The sequence below is a fragment of the Streptomyces sp. NPDC002125 genome, from assembly GCF_053593715.1.
Genome location: NZ_JBSFDD010000011.1, coordinates 197,108 through 221,341, shown reverse-complemented (window position 1 = coordinate 221,341; position 24,234 = coordinate 197,108). Strand labels below are relative to the sequence as shown.

The following is a 24,234-nucleotide window of genomic DNA, read 5'->3' as shown; positions in this document are numbered from 1 at the left end:
TGTGGACACCAGAACGCCTCGGTTCGACGACCAACCCGCCCTGAGCATGACAAAGGTGGACAGCGACCCCGCGCAGGTCATCGTCAGCCACGCCAGCTTCCGGGTACAGCTCGCCCCGGGCCAGCGCACCCGTCTGCGCCCCGTGGGCGGCCCCGCCGGACCGCTCAGGATTCCCGCCATGAGCGGCGCGGGCGGCCGGAGGCGGGCTCCCGTCGTCTGGAGCGGCAGGTCCGAACCGGGCGACCCCGGAGCGACCGGACTCCTGCAGGCCGTACGGAACTCCACCGCCGGCCACCTCGACACCCGCCCCGGCGGCGACTTCGGCGCGGGCGGCGGCACCCAGGTCATCCCCCGCCTCGACGAGACCCAGCCCAACCCCGTGGTCCAGCCCGGCGGCGGCCGTGGCGGCCCGCTGCTGCCGCCCATGCGCCAGGCGGTCGGGGCCTACGACGCGGTCGACACGCCCCGCCACGACACCCCGTACGACGAGGGCCCCGACACCGACGCCCAGGGCGCCGCCGGTGAGCGGCGCCACGCCGACACCGTCCGGCACGCGTACTACCCGGGCCGCCGGATGAACCTCGGCGTCGTGCTCCTCCCGCTGCGCGTCATCCTCGGCTTCCTCTCCATCTACGCCGGCATGGGCAAGCTCTGCGACCCCGCCTACTTCGACGGCGGCGACCGCGGCTCCATGGTCAAGTACCTGACCTCGCTGCATCCCTGGGCCCTCGCCGAACCCCTGCGCGACTTCGCGCTCTCCCACCCCGTCGGTGCCGGACTCTCCGTCGCCTTCCTCCAGGTCATCGTCGGCGTCCTCACCGTCCTCGGCCTCTGGCAGCGCGTCGCCGCGGCCTTCGGGGCCCTGCTCTCCGCCGCCCTCCTGGTGACGGTCAGCTGGCGCGCCACCGCCGCGTACGACACCCCCGACATCATCCTGCTGGCCGCGTGGAGCCCTCTCGTCATCGCGGGCGCTCCCGTCTACTCCCTGGACGGACGCCTCGCGGGCGAGGCCTGGCGCACGCTCGGCCCGCGCTCCGAGATCTGGGACCTCCGCCGCCGGGTGCTGCGTCGTGGCGCGGCGGTCGCCACCGTGGTCGTGGGGCTGACCCTGCTGGTCGGCTCGATGCTCGGCGGGGCGGTCCGCTCCACCGAGGTCGTCACAGTGCCGGGCCCGGACAGCTATCCGACCAACCAGCTGCCCGGCTCCCCGCTCCCCGACAAGACCAAGAGCGAGAAGCGCAAGCCCTCCAGGACCCCGGACGGCCGCACTCCCGAGGCGGCCCCCTCGAGCGCTCCGGGCACCCCGTCGGCCGAGGAGTCCACCCAGGGTTCCGACGCCACGGGCGAATCGGCCCCGACGGCCGGTGCGAGCACGGGCGCGCCCAGCCAGACCCAGGGCACCGGACAGGAGACTCCGCAGGAGCCGGCCCCGCAGGAGCCCCCGTCGGGCGACGCGGGCCCCAGCTCCTCCGGGTCCACCGGCTCGGACGGTACGACCAGCGGCTCGGACGGCGGTGAGCCCGAGGACGGCTCCTCCGGCGGCGCCGGGCAGAACCCCATCGGCGGCCTGCTCGGCTGACCCGGGCACCCCACACCGCGAGGGCGGCCACCGGACATCCGGTGGCCGCCCTCGCTCACGTATATCCCCGCGTGCGGCTACGTGCCCGGGTGGGCGCCCAGCTCCTTCGCCGCCTCGGTGAGGTCCTTCGCGGTGTCGATCGCCCGCCAGTAGGCCCCGTGCGGCAGCGGGAAGCCGGCCAGCCGGCGTTCGCGGGCCAGCCGGGGGAACGTCGTCCGCTCGTGGTCACCGCGGTCCGGCAGCAGCGACGTGAAGGCGGGCGCGAAGACGTACACGCCCGCGTTGATCAGGTACGGCGAGGGCGGCGACTCGATGAAGTCGGTGATGTGCCCGAAGGCGTCGGTCTCCACGGCGCCCCACGGAATCCGGGGGCGGGCGAGCGCGAGCGTCGCGGTGGCGTCCCGCTCGGCGTGGAAGGCGGCCATCTCCCGCAGCGAGAAGCGGGTCCAGATGTCGCCGTTGGTCGCGTACCAGGGCTCGGACGGCTCGGGGAGCCGCGCCGCGGCATGCTTCAGACCGCCGCCCCGGCCCAGAGGCTCGGTCTCGACGACGGTCGTGACGCGCAACGGAAGATCGGCGGAGGCCAGCCAGTCCTGCAGCACATCGGCGAGATGGCCGCACGAGACCACGGCGTCGGTGACGCCCTCGGCGGCCAGCCAGGACAGCTGATGGCCGATGATCGGGGTCCCGGTTCCGGGGATCTCGACCATCGGCTTGGGGCGGTCATCGGTGTACGGGCGCAGCCGCGAGCCCTGACCACCCGCCAGGATCACGGCCTGCGTCGGATACGTATGCATGCCAGGCACGATATGCCGTGCCGGGACACGCCCGGCTCAGCTGAACTGCGCGACGCCCGAGGCGAAGGAGGTGTCGCAGACCGGACGGGAGAAGCGGTGGGCGCGCGTCGGACCGTACTGGTCGACGGCGGCCTTGCCCAGCGCCTTGGCGATCGACATGCAGTGCTTCGCCAGGGACGGACGCCCCTCGACGGTGCGCTGGAGGCTCGTCAGCGCGACACCCGGGTCCTTCTCGCGGAGCTCCAGCAGGAGCTTGTCGCGCAGGACGTCGTGCGGGGCGCGGGCCTTCGCCTGCTTGGACACGGTCTCCGAGGCGGCGGTCAGCAACTGGGTCTCGGTGTCCTGCCCCGACCACTGCACACGGGTGACCGCGAGGGTCCCGGACAGCACCATGACGACGGGCAGTACGAGGGCGAGGGTTCGGCCGATTCGGCGCGCGGTGTGGGTCACGCAGGCGAGCGTAGCGGCCAGTGATGACTTGGCGACATTTCGTCACCCCTCCGGGGGATGGTTCGAGGGGTCTTTTCGAATAGCGGGTTGACGCTCGGGGTGAATTGACCGGTGTGCCGGGGTATTTGGGCTCCCGCCGCCCCAAAACCCGATCCGCTCCGCACCACGCAAACGGCCCCGCCACGCGGACGGTCCCGCGCCGTGCCAACCGTACCGCCACGCACGCGGTCCCACGGCACGCGAACGGCCCCGCACCCTCGAAAGGGCGCGGGGCCGAAGCGACAGGCTGGGGAGGCCGGGCGGATCAGGCGGTCAGGCGCTCACCGGTCGACGTCGCGAAGACGTGCAGCTCGTCCGGGCGCGGCACGACGTGCAGCTCGGTGCCCTTCTCCGGGACGGCACGGCCGCCGACGCGGACGACCAGGTCCTTGTGCTCGCCACCGACCTGCGCGGCACCGTAGACGAAACCGTCGGCGCCGAGCTCCTCGACGACGTTGACGGAGACGGCCAGACCGGCCGGGGCGTCCGAGGAGGCCTTGGAGAGGCCGGTCGCGGCGGCGCCACCGTGCTCGACGATGTCGAAGTGCTCCGGGCGGATACCGACCGTGACGGTGGTGTCACCACGGTTCGCGGCGGCGGTGAGCGCCTCGCGGGAGACCGGGACGACGCTGTTGCCGAACTTCACGCCGCCGTCGGTGATCGGGACCTCGACGAGGTTCATCGCCGGGGAGCCGATGAAGCCGGCCACGAAGAGGTTCGCCGGGCGGTCGTACATGTTGCGCGGCGAGTCGACCTGCTGGAGCAGACCGTCCTTGAGGACCGCGACGCGGTCACCCATGGTGAGGGCCTCGACCTGGTCGTGGGTGACGTAGACGGTGGTGATGCCGAGACGGCGCTGGAGCGAGGCGATCTGCGTACGCGTCGACACACGGAGCTTGGCGTCGAGGTTCGACAGCGGCTCGTCCATGAGGAAGACCTGCGGCTCACGCACGATCGCGCGGCCCATCGCCACACGCTGACGCTGACCACCGGAGAGCGCCTTCGGCTTGCGGTCCAGGTAGTCGGTGAGGTCCAGCATCTTGGCGGCCTCTTCGACCTTCGCCCGGATCTCGGTCTTGTTCACACCGGCGATCTTGAGCGCGAAGCCCATGTTGTCCGCGACGGACATGTGCGGGTAGAGCGCGTAGTTCTGGAACACCATGGCGATGTCCCGGTCCTTCGGGGGCAGGTGCGTGACGTCGCGGTCACCGATGCGGATCGCGCCGCCGTTGACGTCCTCGAGACCCGCGAGCATGCGCAGGGAGGTCGACTTGCCACAACCGGAAGGACCGACGAGGACGAGGAACTCGCCGTCCTCGATGTCGATCTCGAGCTGGTCCACGGCCGGCTTCGTGGAGCCGGGGTAGACGCGGGAAGCCTTGTCGAACGTAACACTGGCCATGACGGTTCTTCTCCTCCACCGGCAGGAACGTGCCGGACGATCCGAGTAAGGGAGTGGTGGGACCACTTGAGTGGGCCTGCCGTGACGCTACCTGGCGTTTTCGGTTCTGTCAGTAGGTCCGAGGTCACGAATATGGCGCGGGTTCCGGTCCCGGTGTTGGTTACAATGCTCCCCGATGCCTCCTTAGCTCAGTCCGGCCAGAGCAACGCACTTGTAATGCGTAGGTCGTCGGTTCGAATCCGACAGGGGGCTCTACCGGAACCCCAGGTCACATAGCCTGTGACCTGGGGTTTTTGCTGCTCGGGGCATGGCAGGTCACACGGCCAGGGCGCCGTGACTATGCCTGCGTGAGCTGTCTGCCGCGGCGGGCACACTGCCGCGCGAACTCGGCGACGCCAGGTATGACCCGAGGTGCCACGGTCGGCTCCATCAGCACAGATCGGTTCTCAAGCTCACTCGCTCGGGACAGCTGCCCTGGCCGAAGCCTGCTTGCCGGCGTCGGAGAAGAGGAGAGTGGGCTCGGCCAGGATGTCCCTGCCGGATTCGCCCTTGTAGATCTCATCGACGCTGCCGAAACGCGCTGCGGAGTAGTCGAGGTCGAGCAGGGCGGCTGCCTGGCGGACCGATGCCTCGTCGGGGCCCTCGATCTCGACGAAGGTGGGGAGGTCCGGCCAGGTGTCGAAGTCGAAGGCGACCTCTCCGAGGCGCCATTCCTCGCGGTAGTTCTCCTGATTCCGGACCTCGCGCATGCCGAGGCTGCGCAGGATCTCGGCCATGGCGTGCAGGTCCGTGACCTCGGTCTCGATCTCGGTGGTGCCGTTGATCGTGGTGGCGTCGGTGACCTGCTTGAGCGTGAGCGTCGATCGGGTGCCCTCGTCCCGCAGCCGCACCCAGGCTCCTCCTTCGAGTGCGTCGTTCTCGAAGATCTTGCGAGTCAAAAGGGTGCGCGGGAAGGCTTGGGTGGCGCCCAGGGCGGTCAGCTGGGTCTGGAGGCCGGTGACGTCGATGGCGAGGAACTTGGCCTCGTACTCATGCTTCACAGGTTCGTCCTTCGTGCTAGGAGGGGGTGCGGGCCGCGAGAAGCCGGCCCATCCGGTGTGTGGTCCTGGAGCCGGCATCGCTGTGGCCGAGAGTGTCGGACACGATCGTGACGTCGATGCCGACGGCGAGCCTGAGGGGGCCGCTCCGTGGCGGTCGAGCGGCGGTCGCCATCAGGCGTGGTCCGAGGCGAGCCTCTGCATGATCGTGGCCAACTCCTGCGGGCCGAGTGCCGCCAATGCCCCGAGCGAACTGAGAGTTCGGCCGGAGGCCCAGATGTCGGTCGTCGGCGGCCGGAACGGCGTGACGGCGATGTCCTCGGCGGCGAACGGTGTTGGGTCGAGGTATGTCATGCCGCCGGCCCCGCAGAGATAGGAGCGGGCACCGGTTATGGCGGAGAGATCGGCGAGCCGCTGGGAGCGGCCGGGCCGGGATGACAGATCGCTGCTGGTGAGGATCTTGCCCTGCCAGCCGAGCAGTCCGATCAGAGCACGGGTTGAGGTTTCGGCGACTGCGGCGGTCCGGCCCGTACCGAAGGCATCCAGTGCCGGGGCCAGGGCACGTGAGAGTGCGGGCCAGTGAGGGCTCGAACCGTAGTACTGCCGCAGCATTCCCGCAGTTCTGCGGCACGCCCGGTCGGAACCGTCGATCAACGTGTCCCGGATCAATATGTCAGCACCAGACCGGGGCGCGGAGCGTGGCCAGCGCCTTCATGGGCAACTTTTGACTGCGTGTCGAGGGCCAGTTCCAGGCAGCTCTGCAGCCGTTGTTCACGGCAGGGTCGGCGTCCGCACCGCTGTCGTCGGGGCCGCCGAACCCTGCGCGGATTTCGTAGCAGCTGATCGCTCGCCGGGGGGAGCCTCTATGTCGTTCGTCAAGGCATCCCTGCCGGGTGGTGCGGTTATGCGGCGAGTTCGATGTCTGTCGGTGCGACTCGTCCGCGCCGTTTCATCCCCCTGGCCTGAGGTTATGTTCTGGAGACCAGAGGCGGTCCGCGCCCTTGGCCGCGCGGGTATGCCTGCAAGGGGCGCGCGGATTTACGGTGCACTCGACGCCCACACTCGTCGAGTGCACCGTGATGACGGGGCACAGCCACCCTGCGTCCGGCGGCACGCTCTACCCTTGCCGCTGCGCCTCAAGTCCGGGCAGCCCCGACCCGTCATGGGTCAACGAAGCGCGCGTGCAACCCGCCTCACCAGTTGCTCGTCAGCCAGGCTCTCCATAGTGCGCCAAGCGGCATCCGTGACCTCTTCGGTCTGCAGTTCGCCGATGTCGGCAGTGGTATGGAACAGGAACCGGAAGTCGAAGTGCTGGTGGGCGGGTTCGCCCTTTGCGGGGTTGGCGTCGATGGGGTGGACGTCGATGTGCAGAAACGGGATGAGTTGCATTGGATGCAACATTCCGTCTAGTGGTGAGGACGCCATTTTGGCTGCTCCGGCGCGTCGATGGAAAGGGAACGGTTGAAGCGGCACGGCCTTGACCTGGGCTGCTGCGTATTGATTCAACAATGTTGCACCTGATACAACAGCGGCGTGAGTGCGACAGCGCCGGGTTCGGCCTCCCTTGTCCTCGCCCGGAATGTGGTTCATCTGGACCCGGCGGCCGCGGTGTTCAAGGCCATGCTCGATGGGTGGGCGAGGCAGCAGTCGGCTCGCTTTCTGAAGAGCTCGACGATCGACCCGCGGCGGCGGCTGATCGAGCGGTTCGAGGAGTTAACCGGGCTCTATCCGTGGCAGTGGACGCCAGCGGAGGGCGAGGCATTCATCGCAGACTTGCGAGGTGGCCAGACGCCGATCCAGATGTCGACCGCCCGCGGCTACGAAGTCATCATCAGTCTCTTCGTCGAGTACCTGAGGGACAGTCGCTACGACTGGCTCAAGGTCTGCGAAGAGCGGTTCGGTGAGGTGCCTCAAGAGGTCTTCCACGAAGGCAACTCGGTGATGCACACGGTCGAGTACGAGGGAGACCCTCGGCGTCGGCCGCTGACCTACGACGAGGTCCAGGCCCTGTTCGACGCCGCTGACGCCCTGCCGTCAAGATCCGGGGACAGGGACGCAAGGGCGCCCTGACAGCGATGCGGGACGCAGCCGTCATCAAAACCGTCTACGCCTTCGGCATACGGCGAACCGAAGCGTCGCGTCTGGACCTCGTGGACCTGCGGTGCAACAGACAAGCGCCGGACTTCGGGAACTTCGGCTCGATGATGGTGCGCTTCGGCAAGTCGTCGAAGGGTGCTCCGCCGAAGCGACGGATGGTCCTGACCGTCCCGGAGATGGACTGGGTGGTCGAGGTCCTGAAGCACTGGCAGGCCGAGATACGCCCACATCTGGTCCCGGGACGCCACCCGGCACTGTGGGTCACCGAGCGCGCGGGACGCCTGTCGCCTCGGTCGATCAACTCCGCCTTCACCGCCGCGCGCGAGGCGGCCGGGCTGGATCCGGATCTGGACCTGCACTGCCTTCGCCACAGCTACATCACCCATCTCACCGAGTTCGGATACCCAGCACGATTCGTCCAAGAGCAGGTCGGGCACTCTCACGCATCCACGACGGCGATCTATATGGGAGTGTCGAACGAGTACCGCAACAACCTGCTGGAGGCGGCGTTGAAGAACCGGCTGGGCGACGTCTGGGACGTGACCGCGTGATCAAGAAGATGGGATACCACTGGCAGCTGCGTCAGCTGATGGCCGAACGCGGCATGTTCCAGACCACCGACCTGGTTCCCCTGCTCGCCGAACGCGGAATCCAGCTCTCGCGCGAACAGGTCTACCGCCTGGTCACCCAGGCCCCGCAGCGCATGAGCATGGACACCCTGGTGGCCCTCTGCGACATCCTCGACTGCACACCCAACGACCTCATCAAGCCCGAAGTCGTCAACGTTCAGGTCCGCAAGACAGCTGGCGGTGACTCCGACGTCGCCCCGCCCACGCAACCGCGCCGGACGGTCGTCCGCCGCCCAGGCACGTGAGCGCTCCAGTGAGTCGGCCCAGCCGGGCCAACACGAGGGTGCGCCGCAACCAGGCCGAACTGACAAGATGCAGAACCGACTTGATGGGCCGCGTCCAGGCCGTTGCCGGATCACAACTCACCTCCAGCGACGCTCAGCGCATCCTGGAGGCAGCCAACGCCTGGGAGCCTCGGCCGGCCCGAGCTTTGGCAGCCCACCTGGCCGAACACCCTGACGCGCTCACCGCACCGAAGTCTCACAGCCCGGCAGCCCTTCCCAGGCTCCTGCTGGAACTGGCCGCGGCAGGCTTCGCCGTCACCAGGCTCGCCTGCGCACGCTGCGGACGCACCGACGACCCGTTGCCTCGCAACTCGTCCGTCGGGCGTCTCTGCAACTGGTGCGCCGAACGTGACCGCCTTCAGCAGTGCACCCGATGCGAACGCCAAATCCGCATCCACAGCCGTACGGCAGACGGCCCGGTCTGCCGCTCCTGCTTCCAGAAGGACCCCGTCAACCACCGTCAGTGCGACCGCTGCCAGCGAATTCGCCCCACCAGCCGGCGCCCGGACGGCACGAACCTCTGTTCCTCCTGCGTCCCTCGCCCTGAACGCTCCTGCGTCCACTGCGGCACCGTCGCCCGCGCCAGCACCATCACAGACGCCGGTCCGATCTGCCCCCGCTGCTACGAACGGCCGACGCGCCCATGCGGCGTCTGCGGACAGACCACCACCATCAAGATCCGAGCAACGGACACGAGCCCTGACATCTGCGAGCCGTGCTCGCGCCATCACATCGCGGTCTGTGAGGCGTGCGGCCATCAACGCCGAGGCGCCGTTCGCAGAGGCGGCACCTTCCTCTGTCACAGCTGCCAGCCTCGGACGCCAAGGACCTGCGCTGACTGCGGCGAGTCCAAGCCTGTGACCGCGACCTACCCGGTCGGCGTCCTCTGCAGCACCTGCTACCACCATCGCCGGCGCACCCCCCGAACCTGCGTCGAATGCGGCAACACCCGCATAGCCGCGGGACGCACCTCGGAGGGCGGGGACCTCTGCGGCCCCTGCAGCGGACGCCCTGACCTGCACACGACCTGCAGACAATGTGACTACCCCGGCGACATCTACGCCCACGGCCGATGCACCCGCTGTGCTATCACCGATCGAGTCGCCCAACTTCTCGCAGGACCCGATGGCACGATCGCCCCGCCGTTTCAGCCCCTTGCCGACGCGCTCACCCGAGCGGAGAAGCCCTGGTCGGTCATGAGCTGGCTGCGGACCAGCGCCGCGGCCGGACTCCTCGACGAACTCACCACGGAGTACACCGAGATCACCCATGGGCTCCTCGATCGGTTGCCTCAGAGCACCGTCACCCGCAACGTCCGGCACCACCTCGTCATGACCGGAGCCCTCCCCGAACGCCACGAGACCTTCGCCCGGCTCGAGCTCTGGGCGAGAGCCACCCTCGAGGCCCTGCCCCCGCCCCAGTCCCGGATCGTCAGCCCCTTCGCGGAATGGCACGTCATCAAGGACGCACGCCGCCGAGCGGAGCGCGGACGCTACACTCCCGGCGCCGCGAAGGCCGACCGTGGCAACATCCGAGCCGCAATCCTGTTGCTGAACTGGCTCGACCAGCACCAGCTCACCCTCCCGGACCTGCACCAAGAGGACCTGGATCTGTGGTTCACGCAGAACCCCACCCGACGGCAAGCTGTGCACTCCTTCGTCCGATGGCTCACGAAGCGAAAGCTGACCCGACCGCTCGATACACAACTCGCCCGCAAGGGATTCCCTGCGAACTTCCAGACGGACGACGAGCACGAGCAACAGCTGCGGAGATGCCTCACAGACGAGGCTCTGCCCCGAGAACTCCGCATCGTGGGAGCCCTGATCCGCCTCTACGCACTCCCCATCTCGCGCATCAAAGAGATCACCACCTCCCAGTTCCAACTGGACGACGCCGGCGCCTTCCTCACCATCGATCGCCACCCTGTGCTGCTGCCTCCGACGCTGGCCCGGCTCATCAAGGCCCACATAGCCAGCCCGCAGGCCAGCTCGATGCTCAAGCCCCGCGCGTCTTCCGGGCCCGACTACCTTCTCCCTGGTCGACACGCAGGTCGCCCCCTGAGCGCCAGCCACCTCATCAAACGACTGCGGAACCACGATCTCCCCACCCGTGCGGCACGCAACACGGCAATGATCACAGCCATCACCGAGCTGCCGCCGATCGTGGTCAGCGACCTCTTCGGCCTCTCGGCCTCCACCGCCTTCCAGTGGGCCAAATTCGCCCAACAGAACTGGACCGACTACCTCGCGCTCCAGGAATGATGCAGGCATCAGACCCTGCCCCCCTTCTCCCGGGCAAAAGGACCGACTCAAATTTCGATGCGCCGTTGCCACCAGGGAAGATCCTGTGGAGCGAACGGGTCGTTAACCGTTCTGCCGAGGATCCGGGCGTCGACGGGAGCCAGCGCGGCTCGCAGCTCTCGCCGCGCTCGTGAACGCAGGTTCCGAGCCGTCACTTCCAGCAGTGTGCGGATGTGCCCGGTTGGGACGTCGGAGTACCCGTAGCGCCACTCTTCAGCACTACGGGGTCGCCCGGCACGCAGAGCCCAGCGTTGGAAGGCGAGTGCGACATCGCCCCTCGGCAAGCCTCGCTCGCGCTCGAATGCAGCTATCTGTCGGTTCGCTGAAGCTGACAGCCCTCGTATGACGGTTCGCCTGGCGTGCCTTGTGTCCCGAAGCGGCAGCTGAGACCTGATCTCGCCCGGTGTTCGGCGAGGCATGTCGACTTCCTGAAGGTGCTGGTACTGGCAAGTCCTCGAACGCTAGCCCAGCCGCCAACGATCCTCAAGGCTCACCCGAGGCATAGGCAGTGAGCTTGTTCCGACCCGAATAGTGCAGGGTTGGAACACTGCCTCTTCCCCAGTCCGGGATCTCGCTGTGCGGAGTGACGACGTGGGACGGGATGCCGGTTTCCTCGGTCAGTTCACGGCCGGCGGCTTGCAGGAGCGTGTCGTCGGAAGGCTCGATGTGGCCGCCGGGCAGCAGCCATTTGCCGGTGGCGTTGTGGAGGATGTGCAGGACACGGCCGTCGCGGCCCACGAGGATCGCGCCTGCGGTGGCGTGGCCCGGCAGGGACTTGTGGCTGGTGAGGTCGTTACCGTCGTCGAGGAGGCCCTGGACGACGGCGATCTCGTGCTTGTCCTCGGGGTGCTGGTCGAGGTACGCGGTGATGGTCGCGCGGATGTGGTTCGCCGTGATGGGCATGGTGATCACCTGTTGAAGTAGGAGAGCCAGGTCGCCGCGATGGCCTCGCGGTCGGGTGCGGAGACCTCGTGGATGCCAGGGGTGAGGTCCCCGCGGGTGAGCATCCTGATCGCGGCGAGGATCTCGGCCTGGATCAGGAAGATGAACGGTCCAACGCTTGCGCCGTGGATGAAGTTGACGGCGTTGCCGCCGTTCGCCAGATAGAAGTAATGGCCGGTGGTCTGGTAGCGGGTGACGTGGTCCCCAACGACCGTGCGGGTGTAGACGTCCGGCAAGCCGGCGAGGTCGAGCTCGTCCTCGCTGGAGGTGACGGTGGCGATGTAGGCGCCGTTGCGCAGGTGGGAGAAGTCCTCGCCGCGCAAGGAGACCGCGCCGGTCGCGCAGAGCACCAGGCCGGCGCCGGTGAGCGCGGTCTCGCGGTCGCGTGCGACGGTGAAGCCCTGGGACAGGGCCTGGGTGCGGCGTACGGGGTTGATGTCGAAGACGGTGACCTGGACACCCTTGGCGTGAAGGAGTCGGGCGATGGAGGAGCCGAGTTTGCCGAAGCCGATCACGAGGGCGGGGCGGCCGTGGAGGATGTCGCCGCGCCCGCGCATGACGGCCTCGGTGGAGAACACGACGGATTGACCGACGAGGTAGTCCTCGGGGTCCTTGAGCGGGGAGCGGGCCACCGAGACGACGGGACAGGGCAATTTGTCGAGGGCCTCGTAGCGGCGGTGGCCGTTCTCGGTGTCCTCGACGACACCGACCAGGCGCCCGGTGAAGCGGCTGTGGAGGTCGGTGAGGGTGGGGGCGAAGTAGCCGCCGACATCGAGGAGGGAGACGGATTCTCCGGCGGCCCGGGATTCGAAGTAGTCCAGCGCGGTGTCCGGGTCGGTGAACAGTTCGCGGGTCAGGGTGTCGACGACAACGGTCCGCTCGGTCTCTCGCTGGGCAGCCGGGTGTACGGACTTCGGCTTGGGCAGCACCGCCGTCAGCCGGGTCATCGCGGCAACGGCGCGGACGAATGCGGGACGCTCAGCCAGCAGGTGGGTGATCAGGAACGACGAGGTCTGCTCGTCGGGGGCGAACTGGGCGGCGATCCGCGCGAAGTATGCATCCAGCTTGGCGCGTTCGAAGGTTTCCACGGTAGGTGCCTCTCATCCGTATAACCGGGACCGTGCAGGAAGTTCCCGGGCTTCAGCGGCTGCGGGCGAGTCCGACCAGCAGCCGGTCGGTCGCGCTGGCGAGATTCAGATAGGTGTCGAGCTGAGAAGCGTCGGCGGACTGCGACAGCGGTTCCAGACCGAGTAAGAGAACGGCTGTGCCGGTGCAAGCGACCAGCGCCGTCCAGTCAGGGAGGCTCGGCAGCCCGCATCCTGCGGGAGACGCCTGGGAAGTGCAGAAACACGTGGTGGCCGAGGATGTGCAGGCAGCGGCCGACACCACGGACCACGTCCCCCGCCCCGCCCAGTCCGCCAAGGCTGTCTGCGAGACGCCGCATGCGGGCTTCCGGCGCTTCAGTAGAGGCGGAAAGAGCGGAAGCAGGACTGTGGGCGATCAGGATGTGGGCGAGTTCACGGCCGTCCGGTCCGGTGCCCGGCCCAGGTCCAGGCGGAGAGCGAAACCAGTAGCCGAAGGTCAGGGCCGGCCGACGTGTGGATGGTGCTCACGTGGTCCTCCCTCCTGCGGCCTTGAAGCAGGACCAAACGATCTTTCCGAGCGGTGCACGGTCGCGCACTCCCCACTCGTCGGAGAGCTCGGCCACGAGGGTCAGACCACGGCCGGACAGGTCGGTGCTGGCGGCCTGGCGGGGCCGGAGGCGTCGACGGCGGCTGTCGTGCACCTCCAGGCACACGACGTCGTCCTCGATTTCGAGGCGGACCAGGAATCCGTGGTCGGAGACAGTGCCGTGGACCAGCGCGTTGGTCGCCAGCTCGGATACGCAGAGGCGAATGTCGTCGACCCGCTCCGCCAGGCCCCATTCGGTCAGGGTCTCGTGAGCGAATTTCCTTGCCTGTCCGACGGATTCGGGGTGGGCCCTGAAGAAGCGCTGTGCCGTCTCGATCATGGCTGTCCTCATGTCTCGGTCTCCAAGAGGCTCGCGGTTTCGGGGCTGTGGCGGCAGGCCACCAGGCTGGGGGCGGTTGGCTTGCATGCAGGGTGGGGTCGGCGGACCAGCAGCAGCCGGGAGCCGGCCGCCTTGATCCACCGGCCGCGTTCAGCGGCTATCGCTCTCGGGCCAAGGTGTGATGCGGCCGGGGCGAGTACGCCATAGACGTCCGGCAGGGCCAACACGTCCAGCAGGCCGGTGAAGGCCGCCGAGCCGGGGCCGGCACTCGCCTCGCGTTCGGTGAAGACGCCGGAAAGCTCCAGTTCGTGACTACGGCAGTACTCGGCGAGCGAGGCGGCAAGCGCCTCCTGTCGGGCTTCGGAGACCCGCACGAGCCGCAGAAAGCCGTAGACGACGGGGCCGCTGACCAGGCGATGCTCCGTGAGGGGTTCCATGCGGGGACCGTCCAAAGAGTCGACACGGGGTGATGATCCTGAGCATGGAGGACCCCGAACTCCGGGCCAATCACTTGCCGTTCTACTTCCGTTCCACTTCCGTCCCGCCACCCCCAGCCATCTGCTTCGATGACGGCGGAAGGGAGTGAGGCGTGGCAACCGTGCACCATTGGACCGGCTTGGAGGCCAGGGCTCTGCGTCTCGCCCTGCGTTTGAGCGTGCGGGCCTTTGCCGAGCACCTCGGCGTGGCCGTCGCAACGGTCTCGAAGTGGGAGAGCAAGCGCGCCGAAACCGAGCCCAGACCCGACACCCAGGCAATCCTCGACACCGCCCTCGGACGCGCCGACGCCCACGCCCACCTGCGCTTCGAGACACTCCTGTCCGAGATGGCCAGCACCGTGCCAGGCGCCGGCCGCCGGGTCACCACCTCCGGCCCCCGAGCCTGGGAGTACGAGTCGTGGACGGACGACCTGGACCGCGTCGTGGTCGCGCTCGCCCGCCAGAACTTCGCCTTCGCCGACAGCCTGCTCAACCGCTGGCTGGTGCGGTTCGACGCCCGGGAACTGGACGAAAAGGGCCTGTACCTCTTCGCCCGCTCGAACGCGCTGCTCGGTGACCTCAAACGCGACCAAGGCTCAGTGCTCGGCCCGCTCTCCGCCCACCACTCCTACGCCGGAGCCCGCGCGGTCTTCACCCAACTCGACATCCCACGTCGTGTCGCCCAGCTCGATCTCTCGCTCGCGGTGGTCACGGAGATGTCCGGCAAGTTGGAGATCGCTGCCCGCCAATACGAAACCCTCGCCGTCGACGACCGGCTTTCCCGCCGTGATCGTGCCAGGGCCCGCCTGTGGGTGGGTACCGCGCTGAGCAAGAACGGTCGGCACGACTACGCGACTCGCGTCATGCAGGCCGCGACCCGCGACTTCGAGGACCTCACCGAACCCGACGACTGGTCGGTGGCCCACCAGAAACTCGCCCTCGCCCGCCGTGGCGCCGGCGACCTCACCCAAGCCCTGCACTTCATCGACATCGCCCGCAGCAGTGGCGCCACCGACTCACCGATGCAACGCGTTCGGCTGGACACCGCCCATGGCCACATCCTGCTCTCCGACACAGCGACCCGAGATGATGGACTCCTCGTCCTCGATCGAGCCACCCGCACGGCCGCGCAGTACGGACTCGTGCACCAACTGCGCAGTATCGAGGGCATCAAGGCCATGAGCGAGGGGCCCACCGCCCCCCGGCGACGGTGACCAGGGAGAAATGCGTGAGCGACAACCAGCAGGCCATCACCGAGGACCAGCGGCGCCGGGCCGCGCTGATCTGGGACTACCACCAGATGCACCACCAACTGCGGCCGGTCGACGTGGCGATCGGGCTGGGCAGCCACGACCTCGGCGTCGCCACCCACTCCGCCGACCTGTACCGCGCCGGGCTCTTCCCGACCCTGGTCTTCACCGGCGGCAACAGCCCCACCACCGCCAAGGCCTTCCCGCGCGGCGAGGCCGTCCACTACCGCGAGCACGCCCTCGGTCTGGGCGTCCCCGCCGAAGCGATCCTGCTGGAACCGAAGGCCGGTAACACGGGGCAGAACATCACCCTCTCCCGCGAGGTCCTCACCGCCGCCGGCATCACCCCGACCACGGTGCTGTTGGTCTCCAAGCCCTATATGGAACGGCGGTCGTTCGCGACCGCCCGCAAGCTGTGGCCCGACGTCGAGATCCTCTGCGCGTCGGAGCCGCTGGAGTTCGACGACTACGTGAAGTCCATCGGCGACGAGAAGCTCGTCCTGGACATGCTCGTCGGTGACCTCCAGCGGGTCACCGAGTATCCGAAGCTCGGATTCGCCATCGAGCAGAAGGTCCCGGAGGGCGTGCATGGAGCGTACAAATCCCTCATCCACGACGGTTTCACCAGCCGCCTCATCGCTTCCTGACCTGCCGGAGCCGGGCGGACTGTGCGTTATCCACCAGCCCAACCTCTTTCCGAGACTGACTACGCTGGCCAAGCTGTTCGCGGCGGACTACTGAATCGTCCTCAACGACGTGCAGTTCGCCGCCGCGATCGCCAGCACCGAGCCCGCCTCGGGATCCTCGACGAACCGGGTGGTCGGCAGTGGCTCACCATCCCTACTCGCCTCCCCCACGGACGTCCGACGCTCGATCCGAAACGCATGAAGCTCCGGTGCGAAGAGCAGAAAGCGGACGCGATGCGGTGTCGCATCGAGGAGATGCAGAATCGGCTCACGTCAACTCCTGGCCTCGTGCGTAGGGTCGGGATTGCGCGAGCGATGCGTGAGCGGACGGGATAGCACCTGTTGGATTGCGTGGCACGTCAGCGAGATCGGCAAGTCCCTGACCTGGGATAATTGGACCGAGGGTGACCAAAGAGCAGCACCCGTCACGATCATGCAGGCCCTGGTAATGCGTAGGTCGTCGGTTCGAATCCGACAGGGGGCTCTACCGGAACCCCAGGACACATAGCCCGTGACCTGGGGTTTTCTGTTGTCCGGGTCACCGCACGGCCCCGGCCAAGGCTTCTACGACCTCCCCGCCCGGCCACAGTGCCCCACACGCCTTTATGATCCGTCGCGTTGTTCGGGTGCACGGGAGGTGTGCCCGGGGCGGAGGGGGCTCAGCATGAGAATGAACCGTGTTCTGACCGGGCGCAGATGGAGAGCCGCTGCCCTCCTGGTCGCCGGCCTGATAGGCGGCACCTTGCTGCCGGCCACTCCCGCGGCTGCCGTGCACGGGGCGGTACCCGGTGACTTCAACGGCGACGGCTACCGTGACGCCGTCCTGCCCGCCCCCGGCGCCGATGTGGCGGGCAAGGAGGCGGCCGGTGCGGTCGTCGTGATGTACGGGGCGAAGGCGGGACTGTCGACGGCCCAGCGGAAGATCATTACGCAGAACACCGCAGGAGTGCCGGGCGCCGCCGAGGCGTACGACCGGTTCGGTGCCGCCACCGCCACGGCGGACCTGAACCGCGACGGGTACGCGGACCTGATCGTGTCCTCGCCCTACGAGGACACGACCCAGGGGACCGATGCCGGGACGGTGACGGTGCTGTGGGGGAGCAGCACCGGTCTCACGGCAGGCACCAACCTGCCGACACCGGCGAGTGATCCGCTGTACTACGGTCTGGACCTGGCAGCTGTCAGCGCCGGCCCGGGAGTGAAGACCGAAGTCCTGGCGGGCGGCTGGCACGGGACCGTCCGCTTCAGCGGCCCCTTCGGTCGCACCGGATCGTTCGGCAACGCGGCCATGCCGGCGGACATGTCCTGGGGCGAGTCAGTGGCGCTCGGCGACTTCAACGGGGACGGAGCCCAGGACCATGTGAACGTCACCTACCGCTACGGTGGTCTCTCCGGTGGCCTGGTCTTCGTGAATCCCGAGAACCAGGTCCACAAGCCCGGTGTGTCACCCGGTCTCCAGAAGGGCAACGGCCTTATCTCCGCGACCGGCGACCTCAACGGTGATGGATTCGCCGATCTCGTGGTCGGCGACCCGGACGAACCCGAAGTCGCCGGGGTCGACGGCGCGCTGGGCGGTCGCGTCCTGGTCTGGTACGGCTCGGCGCTCGGCATCGCGGCCGACGCGGCCCCCGTCCAGGTAACGCAGGCGACCGCTGGTGTCCCCGGCGGGAGTGAGAAGTACGACGCCTTCGGCGGCGCCTTGGCGGTTGCCGACCTCAACCGTGACGGGCTCGCTGACATCGTGGTCGGGGCGCCGTACGAAGCCATCGGGAAGGTCGGACGGGCCGGGCAGGTGACCGTCGTCCCCGGGCGGCGCACGGGCGCCCTCGGCACCGGGGCGTACGCCTTCACGCAGGACACAGCAGGTGTCCCCGGCGGCTCGGAGGTCGACGACTTCTTCGGTACGACGGTCGCCGCGGGTGACGTGAACAAGGACGGCAAAGCCGAGTTGTTCGTCGGAGCGGCCGGCGAGAACAACTCCACGGGTGCCGTTTGGGTCTTCCCCGGCGGCACCTCCGGACCGACAGCCGCGGGCAGTCGCATGTTCACCGCGTCCTCCGTCGGCCTCACCCAGCAGAACGGCACTCTCCTGGGCGGCAACGGGCTGCTCTGGGTGATCTGACACGCCATACGGGTGGCAGTCCCCAGATGCCGTACCGCCCGTAGTTGCCCGGACGACGCCATGGATCAGGTACACGGCGCTCACAGGATCCGACAACTCGTCATGCGTACGTCGTCGGTCCGAGTCCGATTAGGGGCTCTACCGGAACCCCAGGTCACCTAGCCCGTGACCTGGGGTTTCTGCTGTTCCGGGTCCGGTGTGCCCGGTGGGGGCGTCAGACCGGCAGTTCCGTTCTCGGGTCGCCCCGGGTCACCTCGCCCGCCGCTGCTCGGGTCGCTCCGGCGAAGGCCTCCAGGGCGCGGGTGGTGTTCCCGGCCCGCCATACCAGGCCGTATCCGACGGGTTCCGCGTCGGCGAAGGGGAGGTACACGATGCCCGGGCGCGTGTAGTACGTCGTGGTGTGCGCGGCTGTGAGCAGGGCACCCCTGCCGCCCGCGACCAGCGTCAACGCCTCCTGCATCTGGGTCACGGCCGGCCCGCGTCCGATCGGCCGTCCTCCTGGTGTGTGCGTGGGGACGTGCTGCTCCAGCCAGTAGTCAGGCAGCTCGCCCTCGATCGTGAGCAGGGGCACGCCGGCGAGGTCCTCCATCGACACCGACTCCCGTGCGGCGAGCGGGTGCGACGAGGGGACGGCGAGGACGCGCTCCTCCGCGAGGAGCGCCGGGCCGCCGCTGAGGTCGTCCTCGCGCACCGGGTGCTCCTGGAGCTGGATGTCGAACGCGCCGCTGCGCAGCTGCCCGAACGGATCGGTCAGCGGGACCTCGCAGATCTCCACGGCGAGACCGGGGTGGCTGACCCGCAGGGCCTCCGCCGCCTTGAGCGCGATCTCGCCGGTCAGCGGGTTGGAGAACCCGACGTGCAGCACGGTGTCGATGCCGCGTGCGGTGGCGGCGGCACGCGCGAGGGCGGCCTCTATCGCGCGGTGGTGTGGTTCGAGGTCCGCTCGCAGCTGCCGGCCCAGCGAGGTGAGGGCGACGCGGCGGCTGGTGCGTACGAACAACGGTGCGCCGACGCGCCGCTCCAGGCGCTGCACCAGCTGGCTCACCCGCGCGCGGGAGAGCCGCATCCGGTCGGCGGTGCGGCCGAAGTGCAGCTCGTCGGCGAGCAGCAGGAAGCATTCGATCTCGTCGCGTTCCATCAGTTCCCCCAGATGAACCGGATCGGTAAGCCTGACTGAACGAACGTGCAGATCTTCGCCGTTGTTCCGGTCAGGTGCCCTGGCCGAGGGTGAAGGTGCCGCCGACGGAGGCCTCCGGCACCGCGGCGCCACCCTTCCACCATCCTCGTTTCCCAGGAGCTGAACCGACATGAGTGAGCAGAAAGCAGCGGTCGACGCCCCGCTCGGTGCCCGTGACTGGGGCGTGCTGCTCGTCCTGTGCGGCGCGATCTTCCTGGAAGGCATCGACGTGGCCATGCTCAATGTGGCCCTGCCCTCCATCCGCGCCGATCTCGGCCTGTCCACCGGTTCGTTGCAGTGGGTCATGAGCGCGTACGTCCTCGGATACGGCGGTTTCATGCTGGTCGGCGGACGTGCCGCCGACCTCTTCGGGCGGCGCCGGATGTTCGTCCTCTGGCTCGCCGTCTTCCTGGTCTTCTCGGGGCTCGGCGGACTCGCCACCGAGGGCTGGATGCTCGTCACGGCCCGGTTCGTCACCGGGGTCGCGGCCGCCTTCATGACCCCGGCCGGTCTGTCCATCATCACCACCGGCTTCGAGGAGGGCCCGCGCCGCAACAAGGCCCTGCTCATCTACTCCGGCACCGCGGCGGGCGGTTTCTCGATCGGGCTGGTCGTGGGCGGCCTGCTCGCCTCGGTCGACTGGCGCTGGGTGTTCTTCGCCCCGGTCGTGCTCTCGGCCCTGATCCTGCTCGCCGCGCTCGTCCTCGTACCCAGGTCGCCGCGGCCCGACCGTGCCGGCGGGCGTCTCGACCTCGCCGGGGGTCTCGCCATCACCGGGGCGATCCTGCTGCTGGTCGTCGGCGTCGAGCGCGCCGGTCACACGTCGCTCGCCTGGACCCTCGGCACGCTCGGGGCCGGTCTCGCCGCTCTCGGCGCGTTCGTCGTGGTCGAACGCCGCTCACCGGCTCCGCTGGTCCGCCTCGGCATCTTCCGCAGCGGTGCTCTCGTGCGCGCCAATGTGGCCGGACTGCTCTTCGCCGCAGGGTTCTTCGGCTTCCAGTTCCTGGTCGTCCTGTATCTCCAGGAGCTGCGCGGCTGGTCCACGCTGGAGACCAGCTTCGCGATGATCGTCATCGGGATCGACGCGATCCTCTCGCCGGTCCTCGTGCCCGGGCTGGTCGCCCGCTTCGGCAACGCCAGGCTGATCGTCGGCGGACTGCTCCTCGCCTCCCTGTCGTACGCCCTCTTCCTGCCCCTCGGCGCCGACCGGACCTACGCGGCGATGGTCCCGAGCCTGCTGCTGCTCGGTGTCGCCTTCTCGCTGGCGTACGGCCCGCTCACCATTGTCGCCACGGAAGGCGTGAAGGAGGAGGAGCAGGGGCTGGCCGGCGGGCTGCTCTACACCTCGTTCCAGTTCGGTGCGGCGCTGGGCCTCTCGGCCGCCGCTACCGTCAACGTCGCCGCCACCGCGTCGGATTCACCCGGCGCGCTGCTCGACGGATACCGGGCGGCGCTCTGGGTGCCGCTCGTCGCGGCCCTGCTCGCGACGCTCATCAGCGGTCTAGGACTGCGCTCCCGCCGGCCCGCCGGCGCTCAGGCGGTCGTCGCGAGTGAACCGCCGGCCGACGACCGGGCGTCGGAACTGCCGGCCGCCCGCTGACATCCGGGCCGTCGTCGGAAAGGGCGGCGTGACGCACCGATCGCTGTTGACGAATGCCCGGCCAGGTGAACTCTCCTGGCCGGGCTCCCTGGTGGGGAGGTCGCGGCACTTCGCGGTCATCACGGGGTGAACCCCGCTCTTCCGTGCCGATCATGGGGAAAACGTCACCGACCGGCCGAGAACCGGTGCCGCGGAGGGTCTTTCCTCACGGGGTGATGCCCCCCTTCCCTTTCGCTCCCTTGCGCACGCTCTGCGCCGCTGGTCCGGCTTGGTGGTTGGACCATGTGCCAAAGTTCCGGCCACCTGGGACTCGGCCCTTCCTTCATGCGGGAGCCCGCTTGATAGTTGACCATCAAGCGGAATTGGTATTTCGCATCATGGAACAAGAGCAGGAGGAGTAATCCATGACGAAGGTCGGTCCGTCCCTGACTCGTCGTCTCGCTCGAAGTCTTCGGACATCGATGTTCGTGCAGGTCCTCTGCGCGCTTCTCGTCGGCATCGCCGTCGGGGGGATCTGGCCCGACGCGGGTTCCGCGGTGCAGCCGCTCGGTGACGGGTTCATCCGGCTGATCAAGGCCGTCATCGCTCCCCTGGTCTTCTGCGTGGTGGTCACCGGGATCGCCAAGGCCGGTGACTTGAAGTCCTTCGGGAGGATCGGGCTCAAGGCCCTGATCTGGTTCGAGGTGGCCACGACCGTGGCTCTCGTGATCGGGCTGGTGGCCGGCAACCTCGTCCGCCCGGGGGACGGGATGAACGTGGATCCGGCCTCCCTGGACGCCTCGGCCGTCGACGAGAAGACCGGTGGCGGCGAACTGCCCTCCACGAGCGAGTTCCTGCTGCACTCGCTGCCCGACAGCGCGGTGGGCGCGTTCGCCGAGAACTCCCTGCTCCAGGTCCTCGTTCTGGCCTGCCTCGTGGGCGCCGCCCTGCTTCATCTGGGTCACACCAGGGTGCCGGCGATTCTCCCTGCCGTGGAACAGGCGCAAGAGGTGATCTTCGCCGTCGTCGGTTTTCTCATGAAGCTCGCTCCGCTGGCCGTGTTCGGGGCCACGGCTCATCTGGTCGGCGAGTACGGGCTCGGCGCGCTGACGACGTACGGAAAGCTGATCGGCGTCTGCTACGCGGTGGCGCTGGTCTTCCTGCTGCTGCTCGGCGCCGCCTTGAAGATGTTCACCGGTGTGAGTCTGTGGAAGTTCGTCCGTTACGCCCGAGAGGAACTCGTGCTGGCACTGGGCACGGGTTCGAGCGAGACGGTGATGCCGCGCATGATGCAGAAGCTCCGGCAGGCCGGCTGTCGCGACGACTCCGTGGGCCTCGTGCTGCCTACCGGGTACTCGTTCAACCTGGACGGCGCTTCCATCTATCTCTCGATCGCGACACTGTTCATCGCCCAGGCCGTCGGCGTCGACCTGACGCTCGGTCAGCAGGTCACGGTGGTGCTGGTCCTGATGCTGAGCAGCAAGGGGATGGCGGGCGTCCCCGGATCGGCGTTCCTCGCGCTGTCGGCGACGGTCTCGGCTCTCGGTGTCATCCCGGCGGGCGCCGTGGCGCTGCTGCTCGGAGTCGACCGGATCATGGACACCATGCGGGTGGCCACCAACCTGCTCGGCAACTGTGTCGCCGTGTTCGCCGTGTCCAAGTGGGAGCGAGCCCTCGACCACGACCGAGCCCGTCAGGTTCTTGACGGAGAGATCGTGTTCGTCCCCGAGGAGGAGGAAGCGGCGGCCACCCCGGCGGACCGGGCCGAGGGCGAGGCGACCGCGTCCGCTGCTGTGGCGGAGGCCGACGCCCGCCGGTGAAGGCGGCCCTCCCCGCACCATCGGCCGTACGCCCAGGCTCTGGGGGCCCGGCGGTGTGTGCGGGGGCCCGAGGGCGTCGGCGTCGGTGCCGGTGGGATCGGTGACGGCGCCCGGTTCGGTCGAGGGCGTCCGGTTCGGTCAGTGGCGGCCCGCGATGCGGTCCGCCACCCGGGCGATGCGGTCCGTGGTGGGGCGGGACGAGGCGGACTCGCGGCGGTCCGCCGCGCGGTAGGCGGCGTACAGGGTGTGGACGCCGAGCCAGCGGAGGGGTTCCGGTTCCCAGCGGCGGACCTTGTGGTTGACCCAGGGGAGAGCCGTCAGGTCGGTGGGGCCCGCCTGGCCGGAGTCCTGCTGGATCAGGTCGCGCAGGGTGCGGGCGGCGAGGTTGGCGGTGGCGACGCCCGAGCCGACGTAGCCGCCCGCCCAGCCGATGCCCGTGCTGCGGTCCAGGGTGACGGTGGCGCACCAGTCGCGGGGGACGCCGAGGACGCCGGACCAGGCGTGGTCGATGCGGGTGCCCGCGGTGGTGGGGAAGAAGCGGACGAGCAGGTCGCGCAGGGCCTCGATGGTGGCGGGCTGGGTGCGGCCGTCGTTGTCGGTGGCGGAGCCGTAGCGGTAGGGGACGCCCCGGCCGCCGAGGGCGATGCGGCCGTCGGCGGTGCGCTGGGCGTACATGTAGGCGTGGGCCATGTCGCCGAGGGTCTCGCGGCCGTCCCAGCCGATGGTCTCCCAGAGGGATTCGGGCAGCGGCTCGGTGACGATCATGGACGAGTTCATGGGGAGCCAGGTGCGTCTGTGGCCCTTGAGGCCTGCGGTGAAGCCTTCGGTGCAGCGCAGGACATAGGGGGCGCGCACCGTGCCGTACGGGGTGACGGCGTGCTTGGGCCTGATCTCGGTGACGGGGGTCGACTCGTGGATCGTGACGCCGAGCGCCTCCACGGCGTCGGCGAGGCCCTTGACCAGCTTGGCGGGGTGCAGGCGCGCGCCGTGCGGGGTCCAGCTGGAGCCGACGGCGCCGCTGACGCGGACGCGTTCGGCGGTCTCGCGGGCGCCGCGCAGCACGCGGTCGGTCTCGCCGAAGGCGATCTCGACGGAGTGGAAGTCCTTGAGGCGGGCCAACTGGGACGGGGTGTGGGCCACTTCGAGTACGCCGCCGTGGTGGATGTCGGCGTCGATGTTCTCCTCGTCCGCGATGCGGATGACCTCGCCGACGGTGTCGTTCATGGCCTGCTGGAGACGGACGGCGGCGTCGTGGCCGTGCAGCTTGGCGTAGCGGTCACGTCCCGCGATGCCGTTGTAGAGCCAGCCGCCGTTGCGGCCGGAGGCGCCGTAGCCGCAGAACTTGGCTTCCAGGACGGTGATGTTGAGGAAGGGGACGGCCTTCTTGAGGTAGTACGCCGTCCAGAGCCCCGTGTAGCCTCCGCCGACGATGCAGACGTCGGCGGTGCCGTCGCCGGGCAGGGGCTCGCGCGGGGTGGGGGTGCCCTCGCCCGCGTACCAGAACGATATGCCGCCGTTGACGGTGCTGACGGTGCTCATGTGTCCCCTGCTTGTCCG

Annotated in this window: 22 protein-coding genes, 1 tRNA gene and 1 pseudogene; 12 read left to right on the top strand and 12 right to left on the bottom strand. The window is 68.9% G+C overall.

Features of this window, described 5'->3' with window-relative positions:
* The first annotated feature begins 46 nt into the window (after positions 1-46).
* A complete protein-coding gene (locus tag ACWCQM_RS20945; RefSeq protein WP_450916665.1) occupies positions 47-1,579 on the top strand; it encodes a DoxX family protein in 1,533 nt (510 codons plus the stop codon).
* 77 nt (positions 1,580-1,656) lie between these two features.
* On the opposite strand, the gene ACWCQM_RS20940 is transcribed toward ACWCQM_RS20945, so the two are convergent.
* From ACWCQM_RS20940 to ACWCQM_RS20930, 3 genes are all read right to left on the bottom strand, one after another.
* Positions 1,657-2,376 carry a nucleotidyltransferase family protein gene (locus ACWCQM_RS20940; RefSeq protein WP_450916664.1) on the bottom strand — a complete coding sequence of 240 codons (720 nt, stop codon included), beginning with the start codon at positions 2,374-2,376 and terminating at the stop codon, positions 1,657-1,659.
* Between the two features lie 36 nt (positions 2,377-2,412).
* Complete coding sequence (locus tag ACWCQM_RS20935; protein ID WP_450916663.1) at positions 2,413-2,826, bottom strand: hypothetical protein; 414 nt, start codon at positions 2,824-2,826, stop codon at positions 2,413-2,415.
* A 304-nt stretch (positions 2,827-3,130) separates the two neighbouring features.
* Entirely contained in the window at positions 3,131-4,267 is a 1,137-nt protein-coding gene (locus tag ACWCQM_RS20930) for an ABC transporter ATP-binding protein (RefSeq protein WP_073743645.1), read from the bottom strand.
* Positions 4,268-4,444: 177 nt separating this feature from the next.
* On the opposite strand from ACWCQM_RS20930, the gene ACWCQM_RS20925 reads away from it, so the two are divergent.
* Positions 4,445-4,519: transfer RNA gene (locus ACWCQM_RS20925), tRNA-Thr, on the top strand.
* A gap of 200 nt (positions 4,520-4,719) precedes the next feature.
* Here ACWCQM_RS20925 and ACWCQM_RS20920 read toward each other — a convergent pair.
* From ACWCQM_RS20920 to ACWCQM_RS20910, 3 genes are all read right to left on the bottom strand, one after another.
* Positions 4,720-5,307 (bottom strand): class IV adenylate cyclase, encoded by a 588-nt coding sequence (locus ACWCQM_RS20920; RefSeq protein WP_450916662.1) that lies wholly within the window; start codon positions 5,305-5,307, stop codon positions 4,720-4,722.
* Between the two features lie 171 nt (positions 5,308-5,478).
* Positions 5,479-5,973, bottom strand: a complete 495-nt coding sequence (locus ACWCQM_RS20915) for a WbqC family protein (protein WP_450916661.1) — start codon at positions 5,971-5,973, stop codon at positions 5,479-5,481.
* 498 nt (positions 5,974-6,471) lie between these two features.
* Complete coding sequence (locus tag ACWCQM_RS20910; protein WP_450916660.1) at positions 6,472-6,693, bottom strand: hypothetical protein; 222 nt, start codon at positions 6,691-6,693, stop codon at positions 6,472-6,474.
* A gap of 144 nt (positions 6,694-6,837) precedes the next feature.
* On the opposite strand from ACWCQM_RS20910, the gene ACWCQM_RS20905 reads away from it, so the two are divergent.
* The 4 genes from ACWCQM_RS20905 (at position 6,838) to ACWCQM_RS20890 (ending at position 10,575) form a co-directional block, all read left to right on the top strand.
* Positions 6,838-7,374 (top strand): hypothetical protein, encoded by a 537-nt coding sequence (locus ACWCQM_RS20905; protein ID WP_450916659.1) that lies wholly within the window; start codon positions 6,838-6,840, stop codon positions 7,372-7,374.
* 5 nt (positions 7,375-7,379) lie between these two features.
* A complete protein-coding gene (locus ACWCQM_RS20900; RefSeq protein ID WP_450916658.1) occupies positions 7,380-7,952 on the top strand; it encodes a tyrosine-type recombinase/integrase in 573 nt (190 codons plus the stop codon).
* Complete coding sequence (locus ACWCQM_RS20895) at positions 7,949-8,275, top strand: helix-turn-helix domain-containing protein (RefSeq protein WP_302000680.1); 327 nt, start codon at positions 7,949-7,951, stop codon at positions 8,273-8,275. Before ACWCQM_RS20900 ends, ACWCQM_RS20895 begins: the two co-directional genes overlap by 4 nt.
* 1,235 nt (positions 8,276-9,510) lie before the next feature.
* A complete protein-coding gene (locus tag ACWCQM_RS20890; protein WP_450916657.1) occupies positions 9,511-10,575 on the top strand; it encodes a hypothetical protein in 1,065 nt (354 codons plus the stop codon).
* A gap of 522 nt (positions 10,576-11,097) precedes the next feature.
* Here ACWCQM_RS20890 and ACWCQM_RS20885 read toward each other — a convergent pair.
* From ACWCQM_RS20885 to ACWCQM_RS20870, 4 genes are all read right to left on the bottom strand, one after another.
* The gene (locus tag ACWCQM_RS20885; RefSeq protein WP_450916656.1) at positions 11,098-11,517 is read right to left on the bottom strand and encodes an NUDIX domain-containing protein; all 420 of its coding nucleotides are present in this window, start codon (positions 11,515-11,517) and stop codon (positions 11,098-11,100) included.
* A gap of 5 nt (positions 11,518-11,522) precedes the next feature.
* Positions 11,523-12,644, bottom strand: coding sequence for an adenosylhomocysteinase (locus ACWCQM_RS20880; RefSeq protein WP_450916655.1), 1,122 nt, complete (start codon positions 12,642-12,644; stop codon positions 11,523-11,525).
* 521 nt (positions 12,645-13,165) lie between these two features.
* Positions 13,166-13,567, bottom strand: a complete 402-nt coding sequence (locus ACWCQM_RS20875) for an ATP-binding protein (RefSeq protein WP_450916654.1) — start codon at positions 13,565-13,567, stop codon at positions 13,166-13,168.
* An 8-nt stretch (positions 13,568-13,575) separates the two neighbouring features.
* Positions 13,576-14,004 (bottom strand): hypothetical protein, encoded by a 429-nt coding sequence (locus tag ACWCQM_RS20870; RefSeq protein ID WP_450916653.1) that lies wholly within the window; start codon positions 14,002-14,004, stop codon positions 13,576-13,578.
* 152 nt (positions 14,005-14,156) lie between these two features.
* Here ACWCQM_RS20870 and ACWCQM_RS20865 point away from each other — a divergent pair, with 152 nt between their 5' ends.
* The 4 genes and pseudogenes from ACWCQM_RS20865 to ACWCQM_RS20850 all read left to right on the top strand — a co-directional run bounded on the left by ACWCQM_RS20865 (position 14,157) and on the right by ACWCQM_RS20850 (position 18,101).
* Positions 14,157-15,257, top strand: a complete 1,101-nt coding sequence (locus ACWCQM_RS20865; RefSeq protein ID WP_450916652.1) for a helix-turn-helix domain-containing protein — start codon at positions 14,157-14,159, stop codon at positions 15,255-15,257.
* 14 nt (positions 15,258-15,271) lie between these two features.
* Positions 15,272-15,940, top strand: coding sequence for a YdcF family protein (locus ACWCQM_RS20860; RefSeq protein WP_450916651.1), 669 nt, complete (start codon positions 15,272-15,274; stop codon positions 15,938-15,940).
* 94 nt (positions 15,941-16,034) lie between these two features.
* Positions 16,035-16,165 (top strand): annotated as a pseudogene (locus tag ACWCQM_RS20855) (WbqC family protein); the annotation flags it as partial.
* 478 nt (positions 16,166-16,643) lie between these two features.
* Positions 16,644-18,101 (top strand): VCBS repeat-containing protein, encoded by a 1,458-nt coding sequence (locus ACWCQM_RS20850; protein ID WP_450916650.1) that lies wholly within the window; start codon positions 16,644-16,646, stop codon positions 18,099-18,101.
* A 214-nt stretch (positions 18,102-18,315) separates the two neighbouring features.
* On the opposite strand, the gene ACWCQM_RS20845 is transcribed toward ACWCQM_RS20850, so the two are convergent.
* Positions 18,316-19,239, bottom strand: coding sequence for a LysR substrate-binding domain-containing protein (locus ACWCQM_RS20845; RefSeq protein WP_450916649.1), 924 nt, complete (start codon positions 19,237-19,239; stop codon positions 18,316-18,318).
* Positions 19,240-19,408: 169 nt separating this feature from the next.
* Here ACWCQM_RS20845 and ACWCQM_RS20840 point away from each other — a divergent pair, with 169 nt between their 5' ends.
* Together ACWCQM_RS20840 and ACWCQM_RS20835 are read left to right on the top strand one after the other, a co-directional pair.
* Positions 19,409-20,878 carry an MFS transporter gene (locus ACWCQM_RS20840; protein ID WP_450916648.1) on the top strand — a complete coding sequence of 490 codons (1,470 nt, stop codon included), beginning with the start codon at positions 19,409-19,411 and terminating at the stop codon, positions 20,876-20,878.
* Between the two features lie 404 nt (positions 20,879-21,282).
* Positions 21,283-22,677 carry a cation:dicarboxylate symporter family transporter gene (locus ACWCQM_RS20835; protein WP_450916647.1) on the top strand — a complete coding sequence of 465 codons (1,395 nt, stop codon included), beginning with the start codon at positions 21,283-21,285 and terminating at the stop codon, positions 22,675-22,677.
* Between the two features lie 138 nt (positions 22,678-22,815).
* Here the strand turns inward: ACWCQM_RS20835 and ACWCQM_RS20830 are convergent, their stop codons facing one another.
* Positions 22,816-24,216, bottom strand: a complete 1,401-nt coding sequence (locus tag ACWCQM_RS20830; protein WP_450916646.1) for an NAD(P)/FAD-dependent oxidoreductase — start codon at positions 24,214-24,216, stop codon at positions 22,816-22,818.
* Positions 24,217-24,234 lie beyond the last annotated feature (18 nt).

Excerpts from the sequence above, each read along its gene's own strand:
- ACWCQM_RS20870 (WP_450916653.1), bottom strand. The coding sequence starts at position 14,004 with ATGGAACCCCTCACGGAGCATCGCCTGGTCAGCGGCCCCGTCGTCTAC.
- ACWCQM_RS20835 (WP_450916647.1), top strand. The coding sequence starts at position 21,283 with ATGACGAAGGTCGGTCCGTCCCTGACTCGTCGTCTCGCTCGAAGTCTT.
- ACWCQM_RS20910 (WP_450916660.1), bottom strand. The coding sequence starts at position 6,693 with ATGCAACTCATCCCGTTTCTGCACATCGACGTCCACCCCATCGACGCC.
- ACWCQM_RS20945 (WP_450916665.1), top strand. The coding sequence starts at position 47 with ATGACAAAGGTGGACAGCGACCCCGCGCAGGTCATCGTCAGCCACGCC.
- ACWCQM_RS20900 (WP_450916658.1), top strand. The coding sequence starts at position 7,380 with ATGCGGGACGCAGCCGTCATCAAAACCGTCTACGCCTTCGGCATACGG.
- ACWCQM_RS20830 (WP_450916646.1), bottom strand. The coding sequence starts at position 24,216 with ATGAGCACCGTCAGCACCGTCAACGGCGGCATATCGTTCTGGTACGCG.
- ACWCQM_RS20940 (WP_450916664.1), bottom strand. The coding sequence starts at position 2,376 with ATGCATACGTATCCGACGCAGGCCGTGATCCTGGCGGGTGGTCAGGGC.
- ACWCQM_RS20840 (WP_450916648.1), top strand. The coding sequence starts at position 19,409 with ATGAGTGAGCAGAAAGCAGCGGTCGACGCCCCGCTCGGTGCCCGTGAC.
- ACWCQM_RS20845 (WP_450916649.1), bottom strand. The coding sequence starts at position 19,239 with ATGGAACGCGACGAGATCGAATGCTTCCTGCTGCTCGCCGACGAGCTG.
- ACWCQM_RS20885 (WP_450916656.1), bottom strand. The coding sequence starts at position 11,517 with ATGCCCATCACGGCGAACCACATCCGCGCGACCATCACCGCGTACCTC.
- ACWCQM_RS20930 (WP_073743645.1), bottom strand. The coding sequence starts at position 4,267 with ATGGCCAGTGTTACGTTCGACAAGGCTTCCCGCGTCTACCCCGGCTCC.
- ACWCQM_RS20890 (WP_450916657.1), top strand. The coding sequence starts at position 9,511 with ATGAGCTGGCTGCGGACCAGCGCCGCGGCCGGACTCCTCGACGAACTC.
- ACWCQM_RS20850 (WP_450916650.1), top strand. The coding sequence starts at position 16,644 with ATGAGAATGAACCGTGTTCTGACCGGGCGCAGATGGAGAGCCGCTGCC.
- ACWCQM_RS20875 (WP_450916654.1), bottom strand. The coding sequence starts at position 13,567 with ATGATCGAGACGGCACAGCGCTTCTTCAGGGCCCACCCCGAATCCGTC.